The organism is uncultured Chloroflexus sp. (assembly GCF_938091255.1).
Taxonomy (GTDB): domain Bacteria; phylum Chloroflexota; class Chloroflexia; order Chloroflexales; family Chloroflexaceae; genus Chloroflexus.
Genome location: NZ_CALLJH010000034.1, coordinates 1 through 19,738 on the forward strand (window position 1 = coordinate 1; position 19,738 = coordinate 19,738).

Annotated in this window: 17 protein-coding genes; 8 read left to right on the forward strand and 9 right to left on the reverse strand. The window is 59.2% G+C overall.

Annotated elements, in window-relative coordinates; genetic code table 11:
- Positions 1–671 precede the first annotated feature (671 nt).
- Positions 672–2,315, reverse strand: coding sequence for a trypsin-like serine protease (locus Q1A00_RS12110; protein ID WP_299757047.1), 1,644 nt, complete (start codon positions 2,313–2,315; stop codon positions 672–674).
- A gap of 169 nt (positions 2,316–2,484) precedes the next feature.
- Here Q1A00_RS12110 and Q1A00_RS12115 point away from each other — a divergent pair, with 169 nt between their 5' ends.
- The 3 genes from Q1A00_RS12115 to Q1A00_RS12125 are packed head-to-tail and all read left to right on the forward strand — an operon-like array spanning position 2,485 to position 5,109.
- Complete coding sequence (locus Q1A00_RS12115) at positions 2,485–2,703, forward strand: Franean1_4349 family RiPP (protein ID WP_298402297.1); 219 nt, start codon at positions 2,485–2,487, stop codon at positions 2,701–2,703.
- 35 nt (positions 2,704–2,738) lie between these two features.
- Positions 2,739–4,214: a SpoIIE family protein phosphatase gene (locus Q1A00_RS12120; protein WP_298402299.1), complete on the forward strand. Its 1,476-nt coding sequence runs from the start codon at positions 2,739–2,741 to the stop codon at positions 4,212–4,214.
- Positions 4,192–5,109, forward strand: a complete 918-nt coding sequence (locus tag Q1A00_RS12125) for a hypothetical protein (protein ID WP_298402301.1) — start codon at positions 4,192–4,194, stop codon at positions 5,107–5,109. The genes Q1A00_RS12120 and Q1A00_RS12125 overlap by 23 nt, the downstream gene beginning before the upstream one ends.
- Here Q1A00_RS12125 and Q1A00_RS12130 read toward each other — a convergent pair.
- Entirely contained in the window at positions 4,993–5,955 is a 963-nt protein-coding gene (locus Q1A00_RS12130) for a GTP-binding protein (protein ID WP_298402303.1), read from the reverse strand. The genes Q1A00_RS12125 and Q1A00_RS12130 overlap by 117 nt on opposite strands.
- The gene (locus Q1A00_RS12135) at positions 5,939–7,069 is read right to left on the reverse strand and encodes a lipocalin-like domain-containing protein (protein WP_298402305.1); all 1,131 of its coding nucleotides are present in this window, start codon (positions 7,067–7,069) and stop codon (positions 5,939–5,941) included. Before Q1A00_RS12135 ends, Q1A00_RS12130 begins: the two co-directional genes overlap by 17 nt.
- 377 nt (positions 7,070–7,446) lie before the next feature.
- On the opposite strand from Q1A00_RS12135, the gene Q1A00_RS12140 reads away from it, so the two are divergent.
- Positions 7,447–7,911 (forward strand): hypothetical protein, encoded by a 465-nt coding sequence (locus Q1A00_RS12140; RefSeq protein WP_299757052.1) that lies wholly within the window; start codon positions 7,447–7,449, stop codon positions 7,909–7,911.
- Between the two features lie 168 nt (positions 7,912–8,079).
- Here Q1A00_RS12140 and pyrC read toward each other — a convergent pair whose 3' ends face one another.
- Both pyrC and Q1A00_RS12150 read right to left on the reverse strand, forming a co-directional pair.
- Entirely contained in the window at positions 8,080–9,087 is a 1,008-nt protein-coding gene (pyrC, locus tag Q1A00_RS12145) for a dihydroorotase (protein ID WP_298402309.1), read from the reverse strand.
- Positions 9,084–10,016, reverse strand: a complete 933-nt coding sequence (locus Q1A00_RS12150; protein WP_298402311.1) for a TerB family tellurite resistance protein — start codon at positions 10,014–10,016, stop codon at positions 9,084–9,086. The genes pyrC and Q1A00_RS12150 overlap by 4 nt, the downstream gene beginning before the upstream one ends.
- 219 nt (positions 10,017–10,235) lie before the next feature.
- Between Q1A00_RS12150 and Q1A00_RS12155 the strand changes: the two genes are divergently transcribed.
- On the forward strand, positions 10,236–10,466 hold the full coding sequence (locus Q1A00_RS12155) for a hypothetical protein (protein WP_298402314.1): 231 nt from the start codon (positions 10,236–10,238) through the stop codon (positions 10,464–10,466).
- Here the strand turns inward: Q1A00_RS12155 and Q1A00_RS12160 are convergent.
- Positions 10,431–13,190, reverse strand: coding sequence for a TPM domain-containing protein (locus tag Q1A00_RS12160; protein ID WP_298402316.1), 2,760 nt, complete (start codon positions 13,188–13,190; stop codon positions 10,431–10,433). The two genes, Q1A00_RS12155 and Q1A00_RS12160, sit on opposite strands and share 36 nt — an antisense overlap.
- Positions 13,191–13,371: 181 nt before the next feature.
- Entirely contained in the window at positions 13,372–14,292 is a 921-nt protein-coding gene (locus Q1A00_RS12165) for a hypothetical protein (RefSeq protein WP_298402318.1), read from the reverse strand.
- A 320-nt stretch (positions 14,293–14,612) separates the two neighbouring features.
- On the opposite strand from Q1A00_RS12165, the gene Q1A00_RS12170 reads away from it, so the two are divergent.
- The gene (locus Q1A00_RS12170; protein WP_066783033.1) at positions 14,613–14,807 is read left to right on the forward strand and encodes a hypothetical protein; all 195 of its coding nucleotides are present in this window, start codon (positions 14,613–14,615) and stop codon (positions 14,805–14,807) included.
- Between the two features lie 167 nt (positions 14,808–14,974).
- Here Q1A00_RS12170 and Q1A00_RS12175 read toward each other — a convergent pair whose 3' ends face one another.
- Complete coding sequence (locus Q1A00_RS12175; protein WP_298482009.1) at positions 14,975–16,054, reverse strand: STAS domain-containing protein; 1,080 nt, start codon at positions 16,052–16,054, stop codon at positions 14,975–14,977.
- A gap of 83 nt (positions 16,055–16,137) precedes the next feature.
- Complete coding sequence (locus Q1A00_RS12180; protein ID WP_298402324.1) at positions 16,138–16,881, reverse strand: SDR family NAD(P)-dependent oxidoreductase; 744 nt, start codon at positions 16,879–16,881, stop codon at positions 16,138–16,140.
- A 181-nt stretch (positions 16,882–17,062) separates the two neighbouring features.
- Between Q1A00_RS12180 and Q1A00_RS12185 the strand changes: the two genes are divergently transcribed.
- Positions 17,063–18,115, forward strand: coding sequence for a ParB/RepB/Spo0J family partition protein (locus Q1A00_RS12185; RefSeq protein WP_298402326.1), 1,053 nt, complete (start codon positions 17,063–17,065; stop codon positions 18,113–18,115).
- 443 nt (positions 18,116–18,558) lie between these two features.
- Positions 18,559–19,542: a patatin-like phospholipase family protein gene (locus tag Q1A00_RS12190; protein ID WP_298402328.1), complete on the forward strand. Its 984-nt coding sequence runs from the start codon at positions 18,559–18,561 to the stop codon at positions 19,540–19,542.
- The last annotated feature ends 196 nt before the right edge of the window (positions 19,543–19,738 follow it).

The window sequence follows — 19,738 nt, forward strand, 5'->3', positions numbered from 1 at the left end:
CGCGCTCGATCAACGGCGCGGCGGCTTGTTGGATCAACGCTGGTTGACGAAGCTGATTAAGCGGGTCGTGGATCTGTAATCGGCCTTGGGCAAACACCGGCGAACCGACCAAGGTAGCAATAAGCAAGCACAGCACGAGAGAAAGATAGGGTCGCATGTAGCAATCTCCACGCTGGCGTGAGATCGATGAATGGATCCGGCCGGTGCATTGGGGCATGGTCGCGATCTCCACGCTGGCGTGAGATCGATACCCCTTGTCACTACTATAATATGTGCCACTAACCAATCTGTTTCCATCACGGTTTCATGTATAGGTGCAGCACTCCCATTCTCCCCGCAGGGGCGAGAGAGTGTGTATCGCGTACCGCTGTCCCCAGCAGCGCTGGCCTCCCACCTGCAGGGGACAGCAGGGGAAGGACGGGCGTAGCACATCTACCGCGCTGAGCGGATTGCGAGGGGCGAGATACATTCCGCCTGCATAGGAGAAATCCCCCCGTGTGGGAGTGGGGGGATCATCTCCTCGCTTCCCTCACCCCCCTAGCCCCCTCTCCCACGAGGGGAGGAGAGAATACTCCCCTCCCCCCGTGTAGGGGTGGGGCCGGGGGTGGGGGTACCCGGGCACGCCGGCCTCCCATCTGCCGAGCAGCACTGCTGCGTCCCGACAGGCACGACTAACGACTAATAATCGGCAAATACCGCACTGCCGGCCCGGTGATGACCTGCACCCCCGTACCATACCGCTGCGGTGTCGTACCAAGGTATGCCCCATAATTCGTAATACGCAGCACATCACCGATGTTGCCAGAAGCGAAGCTCAACGCTTCATAAATGTTATCGCCCCCAGAAATTTCGGCTACCGGCCAGATCACCTGACTCCCAGTTTGCGTACCGCCGTCACTGATTGCCACCGGCGTTACCCCCGTCGGCAAATCAACGACGAAGTTCAGGTTGCTTACTCCTGCTGCTGGGCCTTGCCCAAAATTAATAATAGTGAACAGCATCGAATAATCAGAACCTACTTCGACAAACATTGGGGCGAACGCAGCGACGAAGAGGCGTGGCTGATTGATAACCGTGGTTACAGGATCGCGACCAGAACTTGTAACGGGCCCACTAGTGCTACCGGCTACAACGTTCACCGCTCCAGCAGTCACGCTTGCCACAGCCTGTACTTCATAAGTAAGTCCCCGCACTTCACCGGCGTCCAGAGCGCCAAGCGACCACGTAACGGTGTTTGTACTACTATTGTAGACGCCGTCATCACTGATACTACCACTTACCAGTGTCGCTCCAGTCGGCACAGTGACGGTAGCAACCACACTCGTCAGCGGCAATCTACCACTATTCGCAACCTGCACGAGATATGTAAAGGGTGTATTTGGAGCCGCAGTCGAGATATGAAGAGGCATTTCCGGATCATCAGACAGTGGCGATTGCCAGATATCGACATGGGCGGCACCGCTTATCTGCGCAGTAATCCAGTCGGCGAAGAAGGCAGTACGTGCATACACGCCGGGAAAGTGCGGCCAACTACAGCCGATACCGAAGCTAACAATACCGGCATGCAAGAAACCACCACTCCCATCCGATACCATCAACGGCCCACCGCTGTCGCCTTGACACGTATCAACACCACCAGCGGGATACTGGCCAGCGCAGAGGTGCATTGAACTCAGCGCATCATCATACCGCTCATTGCACGTTGCCAGATCAACAATCGGCACTTGCGCCTTATGAGCGACATTGGGGAAGTCAAAGCCGGTTTGAGGTAACCGGTTGCCCCACCCAGCAATGTAAGCCGTCTCCCCCGGAGCAAACCGTACTGCGTCCGCCGGCGTAGCAATCCGGATCGGCGAGATGCCATTCACCGGATTAGCCAAATGCAAGAGCGCCACATCGTTGTAGAGTACGCTGTCTTGTACGTAGAACGGATGAACAATCACTTCAGCAACATCATAGCGTTGGGCAGCAGTCGCTTGCGACAGGTCTTGCTGACCAACCAGCACTTGGATCGAGGCTGGGTCAGCAATATTCCCATCGCTATCTACCAGACAATGGGATGCGGTTAACACCCACTGAGTTGTAGTAAACGCACCTCCATCATCAATCAACGCACCACCGCAAAACGCAGCCGCCTCATCGGTAATCTCAGCGATCAACAATGCAACGAGCCACGGATATTCGCCCGGCGCCACCGGCGTGCCACCAACAATTGTCAACTGCGGCGGCGTACTTTCCCGCGAAGCTACACGTACCGGCAACCAACCAATGAACAGGACAAGAGCAAGCAGAGCAATACGGTATCGCAATCGCATATAGTGGGAAGTCCTTTCTTGTTCATAGTAACGTTATTAATTATAATAATACAAATCACTAACGTTGTCAACCGGCGACGATCCACAGCTTTCTTGCCTGCTTACTAAAAAATGGTATATTGATAAACTGCAGGCAGTATCGCATAAAAGACTAGGAGGCCACGTCCGCATGAGCCCTGATTTTGAACGGCTGATCGGCAGAGCCGTGCTTGATCCTACTTTCCGCAAGCGGCTGCTCGCTGATCCGGATGCCGCAGCTAAAGAGGCTGGATTGCAGCCCGATCCTGCCGAAATGGATCGATTGCGCAAAGCGCTTGCTGATCCGGCGCAACGCAAGCAGCTTGAGAATATCGATCAGCAAGCGACTTCACTCAGCGGGTGGAGTTAGCGATTAGGTGAGACGCTGAGCATTTGCAACACGTTATGAAACCGCGAGATGCCAACGTTGTGAATGAATTGCTAGGGCAGATCGATGCCCAGAATGAGCAGTTGCGCCTGCACACGATGTTGCGGATGCTCAACAATCTTGTTGTGCTGCTGACGATTGTCGCGCTGCTGATCATGCTGATTCCACCCCTTTCCCGGCCGTTGTACTATGCAATTGTGGTAACATCCTTAGCAGTCAACGGATGGATAGAATGGTTGATCCGCCATGAGCGTGAACGAATCGGCGCCGTCTTGTTGGTTCTTTGGACAAATCTCGGCATTTTGTTGATCATGGTGGCGAATGCGATCGAACACGATCTGCTTCGTGTAACGATATTCGCCGAAACGACCCCCTTATTCGTAATTCTCGCCGGATTATTGTTGGGTTGGCGGTTCGCCGGCTTGATCACAATCGGTAATCTGATAGTGATCTTTGCCGTTTATGTCATAATATTTACCGTCAACCCCACACCGCGAGGCGTTTTTGAAGAATCGACTGGGTTCTTTATTCCTATCTTGATTTACACTATTCTGGTATGGGTCGCTATCTCCTTTTATCAATGGCAACTCTCTGCATCACAGCGCCAGCTCAATCAAGCTCGTCTGCAATTGATGCAAGACCAGATGGTCCGCTATGAATTAGAACTGGCCCGTCATATCCAGCAGCGCCTCTATCCACCGCCGCCGCCACCACTCGGAGACATTCGGATCGTCGCTCGCCTAGAAGCGGCCCGTGAAACGAGCGGCGATTTTTACGATTTTGTGCAACTGCCCGATGGGCGCTGGGCCATTGTGGTGGCTGATGTTACCGGCAAAAGTGTTCCGGCTGCACTCATGATGGTTATGGTTCGCTCGCTCTTACGTTCACACATTGCTGCTTACCAATCGCCGGCAGCCGTCTTGCGCGCTACGAATGAAATGCTCTGCCGTGATGGCTTGCAGGCCCAATATGTGACTGTATTTCTCGGCATCCTCGATCCGGCGACCTCAACGCTCATCTTTGCCACCGCTGGTCATCCCTTCCCCTATCTCCGGCGCGGTGATCAGGTTCACGAGATCGGCTGCCCGAGCCTGCCGCTTGGTGTGCAACCGACCGTTGAATATTCCGAGATCACGCTCAACCTCCAATTGGGAGATCAGGTATTTTTGTTGACTGATGGCTTCTTCGAGACCCGTAACGCTCAGCGCGAGCTGTTTGGGTTTGATCGGTTGATGAATCTGATCCGCCAAATTGATGCCACTGATCCCCAACAAGCGCTCGACCATATGTGGGCCGCTGTCGCCGATTTTCGCGGTGAGTTAGAACAGAGCGATGATATAACGGCGGTGATTATTCAGAGGCTGCCTGAACCACATTATGCTATCGCTGTCACCAACCGAACGCAGGCGCTGGCAAACGATTCAGATCAAGCTAACCCGACTGATCGTCAGGCTGCCATTCTCATTGCAGATGCCAGCACGTCAAGCGCTTGACGGTGAATTGCACCGGCTGTTAACGCTGTGGCCATATTGGCTGGCTCCCCGCTGGCCGCTTCCGGCCCCCATTCTTTGTCGTGCGGCACTCGCCACGCTGTGCGGTAGTTGGGCTGCAACCCTACGCGATGCGTGCCTCGATGGTGAAATGCCGGCGTATACCGGACGATTGGCGCACGCATTGGGGCGACGATCGTGGCGGATGTTTCTGCGTCTTGGCATCAGCCATTACTTATTGCACAGCTTGGAACACCGAATGGTCGCCGCTTACCGGCGCGAACTGGCGGCGCGGGCTGTTGATGGTCAATGGCAACCTTGGCAATTGCAGGCGCTAACCGCGCAGTGGGTGTGCGATCGTGCTGCGGGTTGGCACGTAACGCAAATCGCACATTTGACACTGGCCGGCCTGCCGCCGGATGATCCGGCTTGGCATACATTGGCTGGCGTGCTCAACTGGCTAATTCTGGCTCGCCAATTACGCGATGACGCACTTGATCTAGCTGCCGATCTGAACGCTGGACGGGCCGGCTGGTTGATCCATCTGATCGCCGAAGTCATTTGGCGGGAAGATCGCAATATGAGATCGTTAGATCAGCAGCGCATCGCCGGACGGTGGCTACTTGACGGCGGCCTCGGCCAGCGTATTGCAAAGCTGCACGCACGGCTCTGCGCTAATGCAGCCAATACAATTGCCACTTATACCAATGATCTCCCACGACTCCGCGACGTGATTGTCGCTGAACAACAAGCCGGTCAAGCTGTCTTTGCCAGCGTCCCTTCATTCGCCTTCAGTGCAACGCGCGCGCCACTGTGCGATTCGTTCGGCGCTATCAATGCAGGCGTCGAGGGCAACGCTAGCCTCAGCCAGCGCCTGTTCACGCCCGATCAGCACTAGTCGGCAGAGCGGTATAGACCGCTGCGCAAGCCGTAGCGCGCTCAAGCGCAGCCTGCCGGCTACCAGATGCACTTCATCGGCCCACGGCGAGTCGGTGCAGTAGACAATCCCTTTGGCGCGGAAAAGGCCCTTTACCGCCAGATCGCGCAGGGCCTGTTCGAACGTTGATCGGCGCAACGGCAGATCGGCTTGCCAGCTTAGCGCGTGAAATTCAGCATGCTGGTGGGACAACTCAGCCGGCAGGTGGCCATCGCTGCGCGGACTGAAGATCAGATCAGGCGAGACATCACCATAGCTTGCTGGCACAATCGGCGCGCGCCGGTTAAGCTGGCGAATCTGTCCGGTGACACCATGCATCGTCTGTGCATCAACCAGATCGCCATGGGTCAGTATGATCAGATCGGCAACCTGAATCTGGCGCATCGCCAAGGGAGTTGCAGCCAGCGCCTGCTCATAATCGGCGGCTGACACCAGCGTCACGAGCGCATCGAGCGAAATATCCACAGCGCGGAGCTGGCGCACAATCGCTCCCGGCTCGGCCAAACCGCTCGTTTCAATTGCAATGGCGTCGAGCAGGCCGCTATTCGAGAGCGTTTCGATCGCCAAGATCAGATCGCTGCCGGCCACACAACACACACACCCGCCGCTCAATTCGATCAACTGACTAGCGCCACTTTGTGCCAACAACGCGCCGTCAATCCCAATCACACCAAACTCATTGACGATCACGCCGATTCGGCGATCGGCACGAGCCAACAGCCGGCGCAACAGCGTCGTCTTGCCGCTGCCAAGGAAGCCGCTGATCAATGTGATCGGCGGCAGCGCCGGCTCATTTCGTGTCAGCATAGCCGGTCAATTCCACATAGCCGCGCCCGCTCATCGTGCCGCTCACCGTCACCGCTCCTTCCCAATAGACCACAGTCACGGGCAATTCTTGATCGCGTATTGCCGGCGTGATAGTGAGGTCTAACCCATAGCGCGGCAGGCGCAAGCGCCAACCGGAAGGATAGACCGCACCGCTGCGCGGGCTACGCCACGTATCGGTCACGCTCAGCTCGACATCGCCGGGCTCGAGAATGATCACGGTATCGTCGGGCAATACGAGACTACCGCCAACAAACGGCGACGGCCTGCCGTCGGCTTCGCGTAGTTGGTAATACATCAGATCGTGCCCACTCTCAAGCTGCAACGCAAACCAATCCCATCCTGTCAGCCCCTCTTCGAGCGCACTGGTACCCCACTCGCGATCCATCCACGTCAAGCCGCGCACCGCATACGTCGTCGCGCCAATGCGGATCGTACCCTCACTAACCATACGAGTGAGTGAGTAGTACGCCGAGGCATTGCCAATCTGCGACCCCTTCTGGCTCACGCCAGCATTGCCTTGGAGTACCGGCGGTCGGCTATTGACCGCGATCAAGTCGAGGGCAACATCATCTTGAGCAGCGCGCAGATGCATCGTCATGCCTTCCGGGCCGCTGCCTTCCACTGACCAATCGTTGAGAAAAACACGGAACGGTTCGCCGCTGGCGCCGGCCAACCCCGCCGCAGCGCGACTAAACCGCTCGAAGGCGTAAAACTGGCCGCCATCGATGTCGCTCAGGGCAAAATGGGCCATGTACACTTCACTCGCTGCCCACGCCGACTCGCGGGCCGGCGGACTGGGGCTGAGCGCGCGGCGGAAGAAGGTCAGTTGAAAGCCAAAGCGCCGGCCATTGTCGGCGGTGAGGTTGCCGGTGTAGTACCACCATTCGGTTTGGAAGGCCGGGTGCGGGCCGTGATCGGCAGGAAACACGAACAGTCGCGGCGTCGTGACACGCTCAAACCCTTCACTGTTATCAGCATTGACCGCCTCGATCGCACCGATGCTTGCCCGCACGGTCGGCTGAGCCGGCGCTGCGCAGGCCGCCAACGCGAACACGATGGTTATGATGAGCAAAAATTGACGAAAAAAGCGCATAACGTTTGGCAAGTTGCGACGGTTTCATATATAGAGGGCCTGTTTGTAGTGTACCACGGATCGGCTGGCGGAAACGAGCCAAACTAATGGAACGGAGGACATGGATCGCGCCAGCGTTTGTCATTGCGAGGGCACGTAAGCGCCCAAAGCATTTCCCCCTTCAACGTTAACGAATATCCTCCGCTTTTGGGGAGATTGCTTCGCCGCCTCCGGCGGCTCGCAATGACACCGACGCGCTCACCAATGGAAGATCTTCCTCTCACTCCAACGGGGGAAGGTTGGGGGTAAGCACCGTCAGCCCTTCCCGCCGGGAGAGGGAGAAAGCGCCCCTCCATTAGAGGAGGCTACCTCCGCGATGTACTCAACCGGAGATCGCTATGCTAGAACCTGATAATGACGCGCGGGTACTGGTGGTAATCGTGCCGCGTCCCCGTGACCTTGAACTAGCCCGCAGCGCGGGGTGGTACCGGCTACCGCTGAGCTATGCCCCGCCCCGTCTTGCCGCTGATTATCTCGCCTTCTACCAACCGGGATCCTTCGGTGCTGAGCGATGGCGGGTGCAGCGTTACGCTGCCGTGCTGCGCTATCACATCGTGCAGCGTCGTGATCTCTTGCCTGACGAACCTAACCATCCCCGCGCTAGCGAACGCTACTACCGGATCGATCTTGGGCCGCTGTGCGAGCTGGAGCGACCGGTGCTGGCAGCGCGCTTGCGCCGGATCACCTTCATCGCTACCACCTTTGGCCGGTTGCGGCGAGCAATTGATGTGACCGATCTGTTTATGCCGCCGCCGCCTCCCGACGTGTGGGGCGGCGGGTTGGCGGGCAAGGCGATTACGTAAGGCGCAGCGCATGTAACCGCAAAGGCGTAAAGCACGCACAGGATCGCCAAGGTTTGATAGACGTAAAAGCGCGAAGCGGTATCGGGCGAGCGAGACAACTCGTCTTATGACATTCCCGCAAACCCATTTGCGTTCTTCGCGTCTTTTGCGTTAAGAACCTCTGCACCTCTACGCCTTGGCTTCCTCGTTCACCACCCGCCAGCGCAACGTCTGGCCGGCAGCAAACGGCACGACATTGCCATAACGATCCGGCACCTGCCACGGTTCTTCAACCAGCCGCACCATACGCGCTGGCGGGGTCAAACCGTGGATACGGCAAGCATTGCCGCTGACAAACGCCGGCAAGCGATCGAGCGCATCGTGGCGCTCAAACAGCTCAACCAGCAGCGGCAGCAGCACCGGCGCCGAAAAGACCCCGGCAGCGCAGAAGGCGGCTTCTTTGCGATCAATCGGGTGCGGAGCGGAGTCACTGCCCAACATCAGCTTGGGATAGCCAGCCAACGCCGCCGCCAGCAGCGCATCGCGATCCGCCGGACGCTTTGCAATCGGCTTACAGAAGAGGTGCGGCTGCAACAACTCACCAGCTACATCATCGAGTGTAATCATTAGGTGATGCAGTGTCACCGTCGCAAACAGATTGGGATAGCGGTCGAGCAGATCGAGCGCGGCGGCAGTGGTAATATGCTCCATCACAATCCGCAGGCGCGGAAACGCGCGCGCCCACCGCTCGTAGACAGGCAAAAACTCGGCTTCGCGATCAAGCACAAAGCCGTGGCTCTCGCCATGCACTAGCAGCGGAATACCTAGTTCTTCCATCAGCGCTAGCGTTGGCTCAATCGCGGCCAGATCGCTCACCCCGCCAGCGCTGTTGGTGGTCACACCTGCGGGGTAGAGCTTAATCGCAAAGATCTGATCACGCAGCGACCGCAACGTCGCCGCATCATACGGGCGGAAAAAGAGCGTCATCAGCGGCAGAAACGGGTAGGGTTCCGTCGCAGCCAGAATCTCGGCTCGATAGCGCGCCAACCGCTCGGCGTTATCCACCGGCGGGATCAGGTTTGGCATAATCACAGCGCCGGCGAATTGGGTGGCGGAAAAAGGCGCGACAAGGCGCAACATCGCGCCTTCGCGCAGATGCAGATGCATGTCAAGCGGCGCAAAGAGGGTCACCATCATAAGCGTTTTCCGGGTTGGCGCGGCAAACGCATCCGCGCCGCCACAAAGCGATCATGAGGCAGGTTAATAGCGGCAGTGATCCGGCTAATCTCGGCGCTTTCAGCGCCAGACAGTTCGCCGTCAGCGAGAGCCACCGCAAACAGCGCATCAAGAAATCGTTCGCGCTGCTCGACCGAGGTTGACTCGGCAAACTCTTTGGCGAGACGGAAGAAATCAAGGCTGGCCGCACTCTCAGCCAAGGCCACCTCGGCCACAAGTGTGGCGCGGGCATGGTCGAGATGCCACCATTCTTCGAGAATCGCTACAATCTTATCATGCTCAGCCGGGGTCACCTCCTTATCGGCACGCGCGACGTGGGCTAATAGGCCACCGGCTAAAGCCAGCGCGTAGACCTCGCGCTGATCAACACCCAGTTCGTCAATATGGATGCCAAGACGCATGTTCAATGCGTAATAAATCCGGTTGCGCAAAAACTCTTGCAACAGATCTTCGCGATTGGGACCACGAGCGCGAATGCCAAGCGCCAAGCGGAAGGCGCGGCCCAATTGGTGGAGCAGGCTATGGTTATCGTGATCGAGCGCGGCATGAATTTCTTGGGCAACCGCGCGCTCGGCTGGCGTTAACACCCGATCGGCGGCAAGCAAGCGATCGATGGCACTGATTGCAATCTGGCGCTCAGTCGGCGTTGCAATCAGATCACGCAGATCGGCGATCAACCGCGCCCGTTCGGCAGCCTCCACCGGTGAATGGAGATAAATTTCCAGCTCAGCCCACTCTTCGGCGGTTAATGCGAGATTGCCGCTGGTTTGGCCCAACTCGGCCAACAACCGCTTCAAATCGTTGATCTCATCTAGCGTCAACTCGCCATCGGCCCACGCCGCCGCAATAATCACTTTCGCCAGCGCCATTGCTAGGGGATGTTTAGCCATAATCGCCCCGCTCAATCACCAACTGCGCCGCCCGCATGGCACCATCAACCCAGTTGAGCCATCTGCATCCGGTGCTATCACCGCATAAAACGACTGTACAGTGTAACGTCCATATTGTACAATAACTAAGGAGAGATTATCTACCGGTAAAGAGGCCGAGGAATGCAACGCCGCTGACCCAAAAGGGTCAAGCGGCGTGTGATTTTGAAGGAGGAGATCATGCACACCAACCTCACCTGCCCCCGCTGCGGCCAGCCACTCACCTCCGAGGGCACGTACCTCCGGTGCGCGGCACACGGCCTCTTCTTCCGCTACGGCCCCCGCCGGTTGCTGGCGGCGCCGCAACCGGAAGTGAATGACGACTATCTCATGCCGTGGCAAACGCTGGCGGAAGCAGCACCGGAGCGGTTAGAATTACCAGCCGCCGCCGCCACCGCGCCTGCCAAATGAGCCGCCACCGCCGCCGCGACCGAACGAACCGCCACCGCCGCCGCGGCTACTCCAGCCACTGCTGCTCGACGAGGAGCTGCCCCAAGAGCTGCGCCGTGATGAGCTGCTCCAACTCCGGCTGTACCCCCAACCGCCGGCAGCTCGCCCGATTGTCGAAGCGACACTATCGGTGGCAGTCCGCGATGACAATGATGGTTGCAACGTCAGGAGCAGTTCATCCGCTGCGGTAATAATTGCCTTTGCCTCAGCCAATGCTGCGTTTAGGGCCTGTTCACCGTTGATTGGCAACCGGATGTGATTAAACCGCTGCTGTAACGCGGTATATTTGCCGCTTACCGAAGCCGGCCAACCCAAGAGCGACGCTGTACGCAGCCGTTCAATCCGATCCAACCGATCACGGGCCTGCTGCAACGCTTGATTAAGTTGGGCACGCAACGCTTCCAGCCGTTGCACATCGGCATACGCGGCTTGATAGGCTGCCATCGCCATTTGCAAGATGACTTGATAGCGTTCAATCGTCTCGGTCAGCACCTGCCGGCGGGCGGCATCCTCGCGTTCCTCGGCTTGGCGCATCAAGGCAAATGTCTGCTGTACCTGCTGCCGCACCTGCTCGATCTGCTGGATAGTCGCCGGGGCTAGATCAGCGTCATGCACCGAGGCGTAATGCACCAACTTTTGCACTTCGGCGGTTGCTAACTGCTGTGCCTGCTGGGCGCGTTCGCGCAAGCGGGCAGTCTGTTCGGCTTCATCACGCGCGCCAGCTAGCGCCTGATCGGCCAGCCGGTCAGCCTCTTGCGCATCTTGCACCAGCCGCAGCCAATCGGGGTTAGGTTTGGCGGCTTCGGCTTGGGCTGCTTGCAAGAGGGTGGCCGCGCGTGCCAGCAAGGTGTCGGCCTGCGGGCTAACATCGGCATCGTGAGCGGCCACAAACGAACGGCCAGCGTTGATCGACCGATCAGCTTCAGCCAAGAGATCGCGGGCAATAGCACGGGCATGCTCCAGTGCGCGTAAGCGGTCGGTAATCGCGCCGATCAGCCGCTCGACGTGATCAAGCTCCTGCTCGGCGGCATCGAGGTACGAGCGCGCGGCCAAAAACTCTTGCGTTTCCATGGTGTTCGCAGCTTTAGCTGCTTCCCAATGCTCAAACGCTCGCTCAGCCGCCGCCTCGGCCTCGCTGCCGTTGCCGCAAATATCTGCCCACGTACTCTCGGCAAACTCATCAACCAGATCGAACGCCTCGCGCCCTTGGGCAATCAGATCGGCAATCTGCGGGCCACGCTCAGCTAGCGCCGCGATCCGCCGCTCGTTCTCGGCGCGGATCGCAGGCAGATCGAACCCTTCTTGACGGGCGCGCTCCAACGCCGCTTCCGCTTCCATGATTGCCGCTTCCGCCGTTTCCAAATCACCTTGCTGCAACGCGGCGGCCAACCGGTCAAGCGCTGCGCGGGCCGCATCCAGCGCGGCATGGCAGGCATCCATGCGATAACCTTCGGCAGCCAACGCCTCGGCGGTGCGGCGACCCTGCGCAATAGCCGCGCGCGCCTTGGCGTAACGATCCAGAATATTGATCAACGTCTGCCCTATGACCGACGCCGCTCGCGCCGCCGTACTCGCCGCCGCCGCCTCGAGCTGCGCTAGCACCGCGACGGCGCGCTCCAGCTCGCGCTGCGCTGGGGCTAACACTCCGGCATGATCGGCCAGCTCATTGCCAAACTGCGGCAGCCGTTCAGCGACGCCGGTCAGGACTTTTTTTGCCTGATCGACATCCTCCTGCGCTTGACGCGCCAGCGCATCGAGTTCGGCGCGGCGCTGCTCAAGCGCGTGTAATCGTTCAGCAACCGTAGCCGCCTTTTCCTGCAATTGTTCATAGGCCGTAGCCGCCGCAGCTAACGCTTCCAGCGACGGCTTCGCTTCACGGTTCAGTTGCTCGCCGATCTCGTCAAAAGTGACCTTCAGAGCAGTAAAGGCGTTGCGCGCCGCTTCTTGCATTTGGAGCAACTCGGCCACTGCCGCTGGCGGGTACGAAACGCGGTCGTATTTAGCCTTTTCTGCGGCGTCAGCAAACCGCTGGCCGAGCTGCACTACCCATCCTCCCGCCTGTTCGCGAGCATCGCGCAGGCGCTTCTCAGCAGCCTGCCGCGTCTGCCGGCGACGGCGCAATTGGTACGCGCCCGCCCCAGCCGCAGCCGCGCCAGCCAAGCCCAACCCGCCGATTACCACTGGAGTCAAATCGGTATTGATCGTCAAACCGCCGCCGGGCCGGGGCGGATTTACAATCGCTGTTTCAATCGCTGTCAAAGCGCTGGTCACGCCGCGGGTAAAATCACCGGCGGCCAGACCGGGGTTAAGCTGGGTGGAACGGATCGTCTCATAGTTGTCATTTACTGCCAGCGCCGCATTCCAATCATCACCGAAAACGATCGCGCTGTAGCGATCATTGACCGCAACATAGATCGCGATCAAATTCGAGCGCACCGAACCATCGCTACGGCCAAGGCCATCGGCGATCAAGCGGCGATTAAAATCAGCCTCGCCACCGTTATCAACCACATACACCGCCACCTGCGCACCGCGCCGGATCAGGGGGCCGGCAGCGGCTTGCACCGCCGATTCGTTCAGCCGGCCAGCCGGGTCGACCAGCACCAGCCGACCTTGGGCCAATACCGGCGTAAGCAGCAACAGGGCTAGCGCTAGCCCAACCAACCAGCGAGTTCTCCTACTCATGGGCATACTCCTTTGCCCGCAGCAGACGCAAAGATCCCGCACACTACTATTCTTCCCGCATAACAGTACGTCTGAGCAGCATAGATCGTTGCATGCTATTGGAAGCACGGGCGGCCCGCCCGCAGCCCGCGCCCCAATATGAGGAGCGCGAGCACCCCTCCCACAGCGCAGCCTAAATCACTCACGGTCTAGGCGTCCCATTCCCCGGCGCCGGCAAATCACGGAAATCGGCCGGAGGCATAAGCCGGATCGACCCATTGATCTCGCTGAGTTGCACATCGAGCGCGAATGAGAAGGGTTGCGCTTGACCTTGCGGATCGGTCGCCGTGCCGGTGAAGGTAATGGTAAGTTGGTGCAGATACCCATCATCGCACACCCAAACCTGCGCTGCCGCGTCAGTAATTGCACTTTCAGGCAACTGCGTAGGGAGACCGACGGCATTAAGACTGGCGAAAAGGGCTGTCGTTGCGTCGCGATCACCGCGATACTCTTGGCAACGAACGCCGTTACGTTCAGCGGTCGCACCAGCGGTAAAGCGACTGAAATCGGCGCCGGCGTTGCCTACTGCGCTCAATGTAGTATCGACCTGCGCTGGCGGCGTGGCAATCGCGCTCTGTTCGGGGGCTAACCGATACCAGACATCATCAGGCGCACCGAGAAAAGTTAGCGGGCCGCGGGCATAACTTACCCCTCCCACCGTCATTGCCTGCAAGCCGCGGGTCACGTCAGCGCCGAGAAACGCCGCCAGAAAGCCACGCAACGTAAACGAGACATCGGCACCGGCAAATTGCGCATCAAGCCCTAGCAGTTCGGTTGTCGCATTACCCAGATTGAACCCGCCAACTAACCCGCTGCCGCGCAAAACCAACTGCATTCGATAGGTATCGATAGTAGCCGTTTGGCGAATTGCCGCCGGAATCGCACTGCCCGCCGGCGCCGCAGCAGCGGTTGGAGTTGGGACAGGGGTCGTTGTAGGCGAGGGGGTTGGTGAGGGTACCGGCGACGGCGTAGCCGTTGGCGGCGGGGTCGGCGTTGGGGCTGACGGAGCAGCGCAACCAACTATAAATACGGCTATCAGGACAAGCACGACAAGACGCACCACGTTCATCCTTTCCCTTTCGATCAGATGATGGGTCGCATCACCGTGGCAACAGCGGGGTGTTACCAATAACACAGGGTTTGGCCGAACTAAATATCAGGGCACAGCGATGCTGTGCCCGTATCATATCGCATCCAAGCTTGATTATAGCAGCGAAGGAAGGCATACGACAAGGCAAACGCTAGCCAAACACTGGTTGGCGCGGTATCATGGGTAGAGAGACATTGCTGGGCAAAGCCGGTGAGCAGCTTCTGCTGTTGCATTCAGCGTATAATCGCAGTATGATATGTCAAAAGCGTACATCCATAGACAGGAGGCGAACGATGGATTTCTGGATTATGGTCGGGATCGTTATTTTTGTCTTTATTGGGCAAGCCGTCCTGTGGTCGTGGGTCATTATCCAGCGCAACAAGGTCGCGCCCGACGTCAAAATTTTCAACTGGCGCGAACTGTCGCAAGCGTTTGACCGCTGGCTCGCCGAGCGCCAACGCCGGCGGCAGAACCGCTCGTTCCGGTAACGTGAAGGGTGCGAAGGGGGTAAACGCACAGGCGCGAAGGATTTTGGTAGGTGGGGCATCAGCGTGCTGGTAGCTATCCTTGACAACCTTTGCACCTTTGCGTCTGTGCAGTTCAAACGCTTTGCGTCTGTGCGCCTTTGCGGTTCAAACGCTTTACGCCTTTGCGGTTACACTTCCACCTGCTCGCGGCGCAGCGCCGAGGCTAGATCGGCTGCCGTTGCCACATCAGCCAGATCGACGCCAAGCGCAACCATCGTCTGCGCCACTTCCGGCCGTACCCCGACTAATGTTACCTCGGCGCCAAGCAAGCGGGCGGCTTGCACTAGCTTAATGAGACCGGCAGCAACCGTCGTATCGACAAACGGCATGCCGGTAATATCAAGCACCAGATGGCGCGCGCCAGTCTGATCGATCGCTTGCAACGCAGTTGACTGTGCTAGCCGGATCCGATCATCATCCAGCTCTCCCACCAAGGGCATTACCAGCGTCGCGCGGCCTACTGGCAAAACCGGCATACTCAGGCCACGGATCAACTCGCGCTGCCGTTCATTCTCGGCCAGCAATCGGCTCTGTTCAGTCATTTGCCACTCAACTTCAGCCAACACCTGTTGCAATTCCGCCGTGCGTTCCGCAACCCGCTCTTGCAAACTGGCCCGTTCGCGCTGCAAATCTTCATTCACTTGCCGTAACTGCGTGATCACGCCGATCAACCGCTCGTGAAATAGCCACAGTTGCAAGAGTAAAATTGCGCTAATCCCCAACACCCCGGCAAACTGAAACGGTATTTCCAACACATCAGGAACAGGTGGAAAGAGGCGTAGCTGCGAACCAAGGATGAGTGTAACGAAGACTCCAATCCACGCAATGATGAGCAAGCGGCGGAGGATCTGGCCACTGAGGAACGGCAACATGGCAACAATTGCAATCACCGGTCCAAACGCCATTAAACTGGCGATGTTTGGCAAGATCACTGCACCAGCTAGACTGTACAATATCAGCGCGATAAATGACGTCATCAACGAAACGCGCACTTGCCCGCTGCGCGCCTGCGCCCATGCCTGCAACAGACCGACGACCAACATCCAATCGAGGATCATCAGCGCAATTAGGGTAGCGGTTTGCCAGATAAGCGCGGAAATCGTGGCGATCATAGCAACCACTCCCACGATTCCGGACACTATCAAAAAGAAGCGTTGAAGTTGGCGAACTTGTCCCAGCGACAGCGTTGAGATAAACGGTTCGTGCATAGCGTCCTCGATCGCGTCGTTGCTTCCGATAGCGCTGTCATCGTACCATATCTTGACAAACGCGCTGTAATCCCGCTTTTGCCTCAATCCATTGTGATCCCGCCATCGACATCGAGTGTCTCGCCGGTGATGAAGGCAGCTTCTGCTGAAGCGAGGAAGACCGCTGCTGCCGCCACTTCGACCGGTTGGGCAAAGCGGCCCAGCGGAATGAGTGCCTGCACCCGCTCGCGCTGCGCCAGCGTCATCGCGCCAAGCAACGGCGTCTCGACCGGGCCGGGGCAGATGGCGTTGGCGGTGATGCCATGTGGAGCCAGTTCGCGGGCAAGGGCCTTGGTCAAGCCGATCGCGCCGGCTTTGGCCGCGCTGTAGGCGGCGCTGCCGAGAATGCCGCCACCGCGCTTGCCAGCTACCGACGCGATGGTGATCAAGCGGCCATACCGATTGGCGATCATCGCCGGCACGACGGTGCGGCACGTGTGATAGATCGCGCTCAGATTGACCGCCAGCGTCCGTTCCCATTCGGCAGGAGCTAGTTCGAGGAACGGCGCCGAGCTGATGATTGCGGCGTTGTTGACCAGAATATCCACCCTGCCCCACTGCGCGAGCACATCGCCGATCACCGCCGTCACTGCGGCGGCATCAGCTACATCAACTGCGGCGCTCAATGCGGCGGGGCCAAGCTGCGCCGCCACTTCGGCGACTAGCGTTGCCTCGCGGTCGAGGAGGGCAACGGACGCGCCGTGTTCGGCGAGGGCGACGGCGATGGCGCGGCCAATTCCGCGTCCCGCGCCGGTGACAATCGCAGTGCGTCCGGTGAGATCAAACATAGATACCTCAGAGAGGAAAAGTGCAAAGGCGCGAAGATTGTAACGTAAAGGCGCAAAAAGGACAAGCCAGCAGACAAGTTGCCAGCATGGCCCAAGCCTGCTATACTTGACACACTTGTTCGGATAGCAGTCGCGATGACCGGCGCTGACCGGTCATTGCGTTGTCAAGGGGGAACCCGCGATGCAATTGCTTTATCTCGATCCGCGCCAACTAGACGTTGACCCGGCGGGGGTGCGCGAGGAGCCGGGGGATGTGGCTGGGTTGGCGGCGACGATTGCGGAATACGGTTTGTTACAGCCGATTGGGGTGACGCCAGCGGGAGGTGGGCGGTACCGGGTGGTCTACGGCGGGAGGCGGCGAGCAGCGGCGATCCAACTTGGGTTGAGCAAGGTGCCTTGCATCGTGCTCGATAGTGATGACCCTGACCTGCTGCTGCGCCAGTTGATCGAAAATGTGCAGCGCCAAGACCTCAACGATCTCGAGCAAGCCCGCGCCTTCGCCCGGCTGCGTGAGCACATCATCGCCACGCGCGGCAAACTACCCGACAACGAGCTTGACGAAGCGGTCGGGCAAGCGGTCGGTCTCGGCGCGCGCACAGTGCGCCGCTACCTCGGCCTGCTCGAACTGCCGGAAGAAGTGCAGCAGATGATCCGGCGCGGCGAGTTGAACGTGACCCAAGCCCAGCACTTGCGTCGCATTACCAACCCTAAGACCCAGATCGATCTAGCTCGCTTCGCGGTCGAAGAGGGTATGTCGGCAGCAGAACTGAGCCGGCTCACGACCTACTTCGCCGCCAACCCCAACCTGACCCTCGACGTCGCCTTGCAGGCGCTCGAACAAGGCGCCGAGCTGCGTACCAAAGCTACCCCGGACGTTAGCAGCGGCGGCCCGCTCAGCCACACGCCGGTGGCAGTGGTTGATCTGCCTGAACACGATGACGTGTGGGAAGACGAGGAGGGTGCGGCGGACGGCGAGTATTTGACGGTGGTGGAAGAGACGGTTGAGAATCAACCCAAGAACAAATCCCGTGTTTTCCGCATCCGTTCGCTCGACCAAATGGTTGACGAGAGCGACCGCCTCGCTCGCGCCGTGCATGACGGCGACCTGCTGAAGTGGATCGAACGCGACGAAGGAGCGGCGTTCAAGGTCAGCTTGCTGTTACGCCAGCTCGAAAGCCTCACCCGCGCCCTGCGTGAGATTGCCCGCCAGCGCAATATCCCGATTGAACCGTAACCGCGCGGGGATGGTTGTTGCCATCCCCTGCGCTGACCAACGGCATGCCCTATACAGGGATGCCGTCGCATCGTCATCCCCGTAACGACGCCCAGCCGAACGTTCAACCAGTCGTCATCCCTGTAGAGACGCGGGGCTGTGCGCCTCCCCCTCTGCCCCCGATTGCATATCGGGGTGCGCCGGTGGCCGGCGAGTGGCAAGGAGGCAGTGACGAACGTTCAACCGGTCGTCATCCCCGTCACAACGCACGGCTGTGCGTCTCCCCACCCAATGCCACCCTCGGATAGCATGCCGAATGCGCTGGCGGGAACCGCGTGATCTGTGGTTGTGCGTGAATTGGCGGATGGTTGATTCAGGCAATGCGGGGGCGGTATTGATGGAGACGCACGGCTGAGCGTCGCTACGGGATCACAAACCGTTCCCGGCATTGTATAATTAATGATATGAACAACAACATTAGATGGCTCAACCGAATCCGCGCTCGATTGCAACGGCCCGCCGCGCCGCCGGAGGAACGGCGGCTGGGTTTGGCGCTCAGCGGCGGCGGTGGGAAGGGGGCTGCTCACATCGGCGTCTTGCAGGTGCTACAAGAGCTAGACATACCGATTGACCTGATTGTTGGTACGTCAGCCGGTGGAGCGGTGGCAGTGCTCTACGCCGCTGGGTTTGACTTACCCGCGATACAAGAGGTCTTTCGCCAGAGCGCACTGCGCCGCATTGCCACGCCTGATCCGACCGGCACCGGTATTATCGGTCAGCGCCGGCGCGAAGAGATGCTACGCCGCTTGCTCGGTGATCGCACCTTTGCCGATCTGCGCATTCCTTGCGCCGTCGTCGCCACCGATCTAGTCAGCGGCGAGCTGGTGGTGTTGCGCGAGGGGCCGGTAGTACCGGCGCTGCTGGCGACAACGGCGCTGCCGGCGCTCTTCCCGCCAGTGCCTTACGGCGAGATGCTGCTCGCCGATGGCGGCATTCTCAACAATCTGCCGGTTGATGTCGCCTACGAGATGGGGGCGCAGCGGGTGATCGCAGTCGATCTGCGCGATGCCAACACCGGCTTCTCACTCCAACCCGAAGAGAACGATAACCTGTTCGCTCGCCTCATGTTCGCGCCTAAGCAATTCGCTGTCGCCCAACGGGCGTTGAGTTTGCTTATGGCGGAGGCGACCGAACTGCGTTTGCAGCAGTATCCACCCGACCTCCTTATTCAGCCCGATGTGAGCAGCATCGCGACCCTCGACCTGACGACGCCGGAGAAAGGGTTTGCCATTGGGGTTGAAGCTGCCCACGAGCTAGCCGGTGAGTTGATCGATTTGCGTTTGTGGCGTAAAGGTACTCAGTTGGCTGCCCAACCCCAACCAGCCCGTCCGCCGCGCCTGCCTGCGCTGCCGGCGTATCGACGGGTGACCACCCCGGTGACGTCGTAATGTGGTTGCCCCCACCTCTAACCCCTCCTACGCCGGAGGAGAGGAGCGCCCTTACCCCCTCTCCCACGCTAGTGGGCGAGGGGAAGGGTTGCTGCTGCGTTCCGCGATTCGGTTGTCATTGCGAGCTGAGCGACGCGAGGCGAAGCTATCCCCCACGAAGGCGCATGCTGCCACTCATCGCGTGGAACCGCTTCCC

Bases quoted from the DNA above. Each gene is read 5' to 3' on its own strand.
- Q1A00_RS12110 (WP_299757047.1), bottom strand. From the start codon at position 2,315: ATGCGATTGCGATACCGTATTGCTCTGCTTGCTCTTGTCCTGTTCATT.
- Q1A00_RS12115 (WP_298402297.1), top strand. From the start codon at position 2,485: ATGAGCCCTGATTTTGAACGGCTGATCGGCAGAGCCGTGCTTGATCCT.
- Q1A00_RS12120 (WP_298402299.1), top strand. From the start codon at position 2,739: ATGAAACCGCGAGATGCCAACGTTGTGAATGAATTGCTAGGGCAGATC.
- Q1A00_RS12125 (WP_298402301.1), top strand. From the start codon at position 4,192: ATGCCAGCACGTCAAGCGCTTGACGGTGAATTGCACCGGCTGTTAACG.
- Q1A00_RS12130 (WP_298402303.1), bottom strand. From the start codon at position 5,955: ATGCTGACACGAAATGAGCCGGCGCTGCCGCCGATCACATTGATCAGC.
- Q1A00_RS12135 (WP_298402305.1), bottom strand. From the start codon at position 7,069: ATGCGCTTTTTTCGTCAATTTTTGCTCATCATAACCATCGTGTTCGCG.
- Q1A00_RS12140 (WP_299757052.1), top strand. From the start codon at position 7,447: ATGCTAGAACCTGATAATGACGCGCGGGTACTGGTGGTAATCGTGCCG.
- pyrC (WP_298402309.1), bottom strand. From the start codon at position 9,087: ATGATGGTGACCCTCTTTGCGCCGCTTGACATGCATCTGCATCTGCGC.
- Q1A00_RS12150 (WP_298402311.1), bottom strand. From the start codon at position 10,016: ATGGCTAAACATCCCCTAGCAATGGCGCTGGCGAAAGTGATTATTGCG.
- Q1A00_RS12155 (WP_298402314.1), top strand. From the start codon at position 10,236: ATGCACACCAACCTCACCTGCCCCCGCTGCGGCCAGCCACTCACCTCC.
- Q1A00_RS12160 (WP_298402316.1), bottom strand. From the start codon at position 13,190: ATGAGTAGGAGAACTCGCTGGTTGGTTGGGCTAGCGCTAGCCCTGTTG.
- Q1A00_RS12170 (WP_066783033.1), top strand. From the start codon at position 14,613: ATGGATTTCTGGATTATGGTCGGGATCGTTATTTTTGTCTTTATTGGG.
- Q1A00_RS12175 (WP_298482009.1), bottom strand. From the start codon at position 16,054: ATGCACGAACCGTTTATCTCAACGCTGTCGCTGGGACAAGTTCGCCAA.
- Q1A00_RS12180 (WP_298402324.1), bottom strand. From the start codon at position 16,881: ATGTTTGATCTCACCGGACGCACTGCGATTGTCACCGGCGCGGGACGC.
- Q1A00_RS12185 (WP_298402326.1), top strand. From the start codon at position 17,063: ATGCAATTGCTTTATCTCGATCCGCGCCAACTAGACGTTGACCCGGCG.
- Q1A00_RS12190 (WP_298402328.1), top strand. From the start codon at position 18,559: ATGAACAACAACATTAGATGGCTCAACCGAATCCGCGCTCGATTGCAA.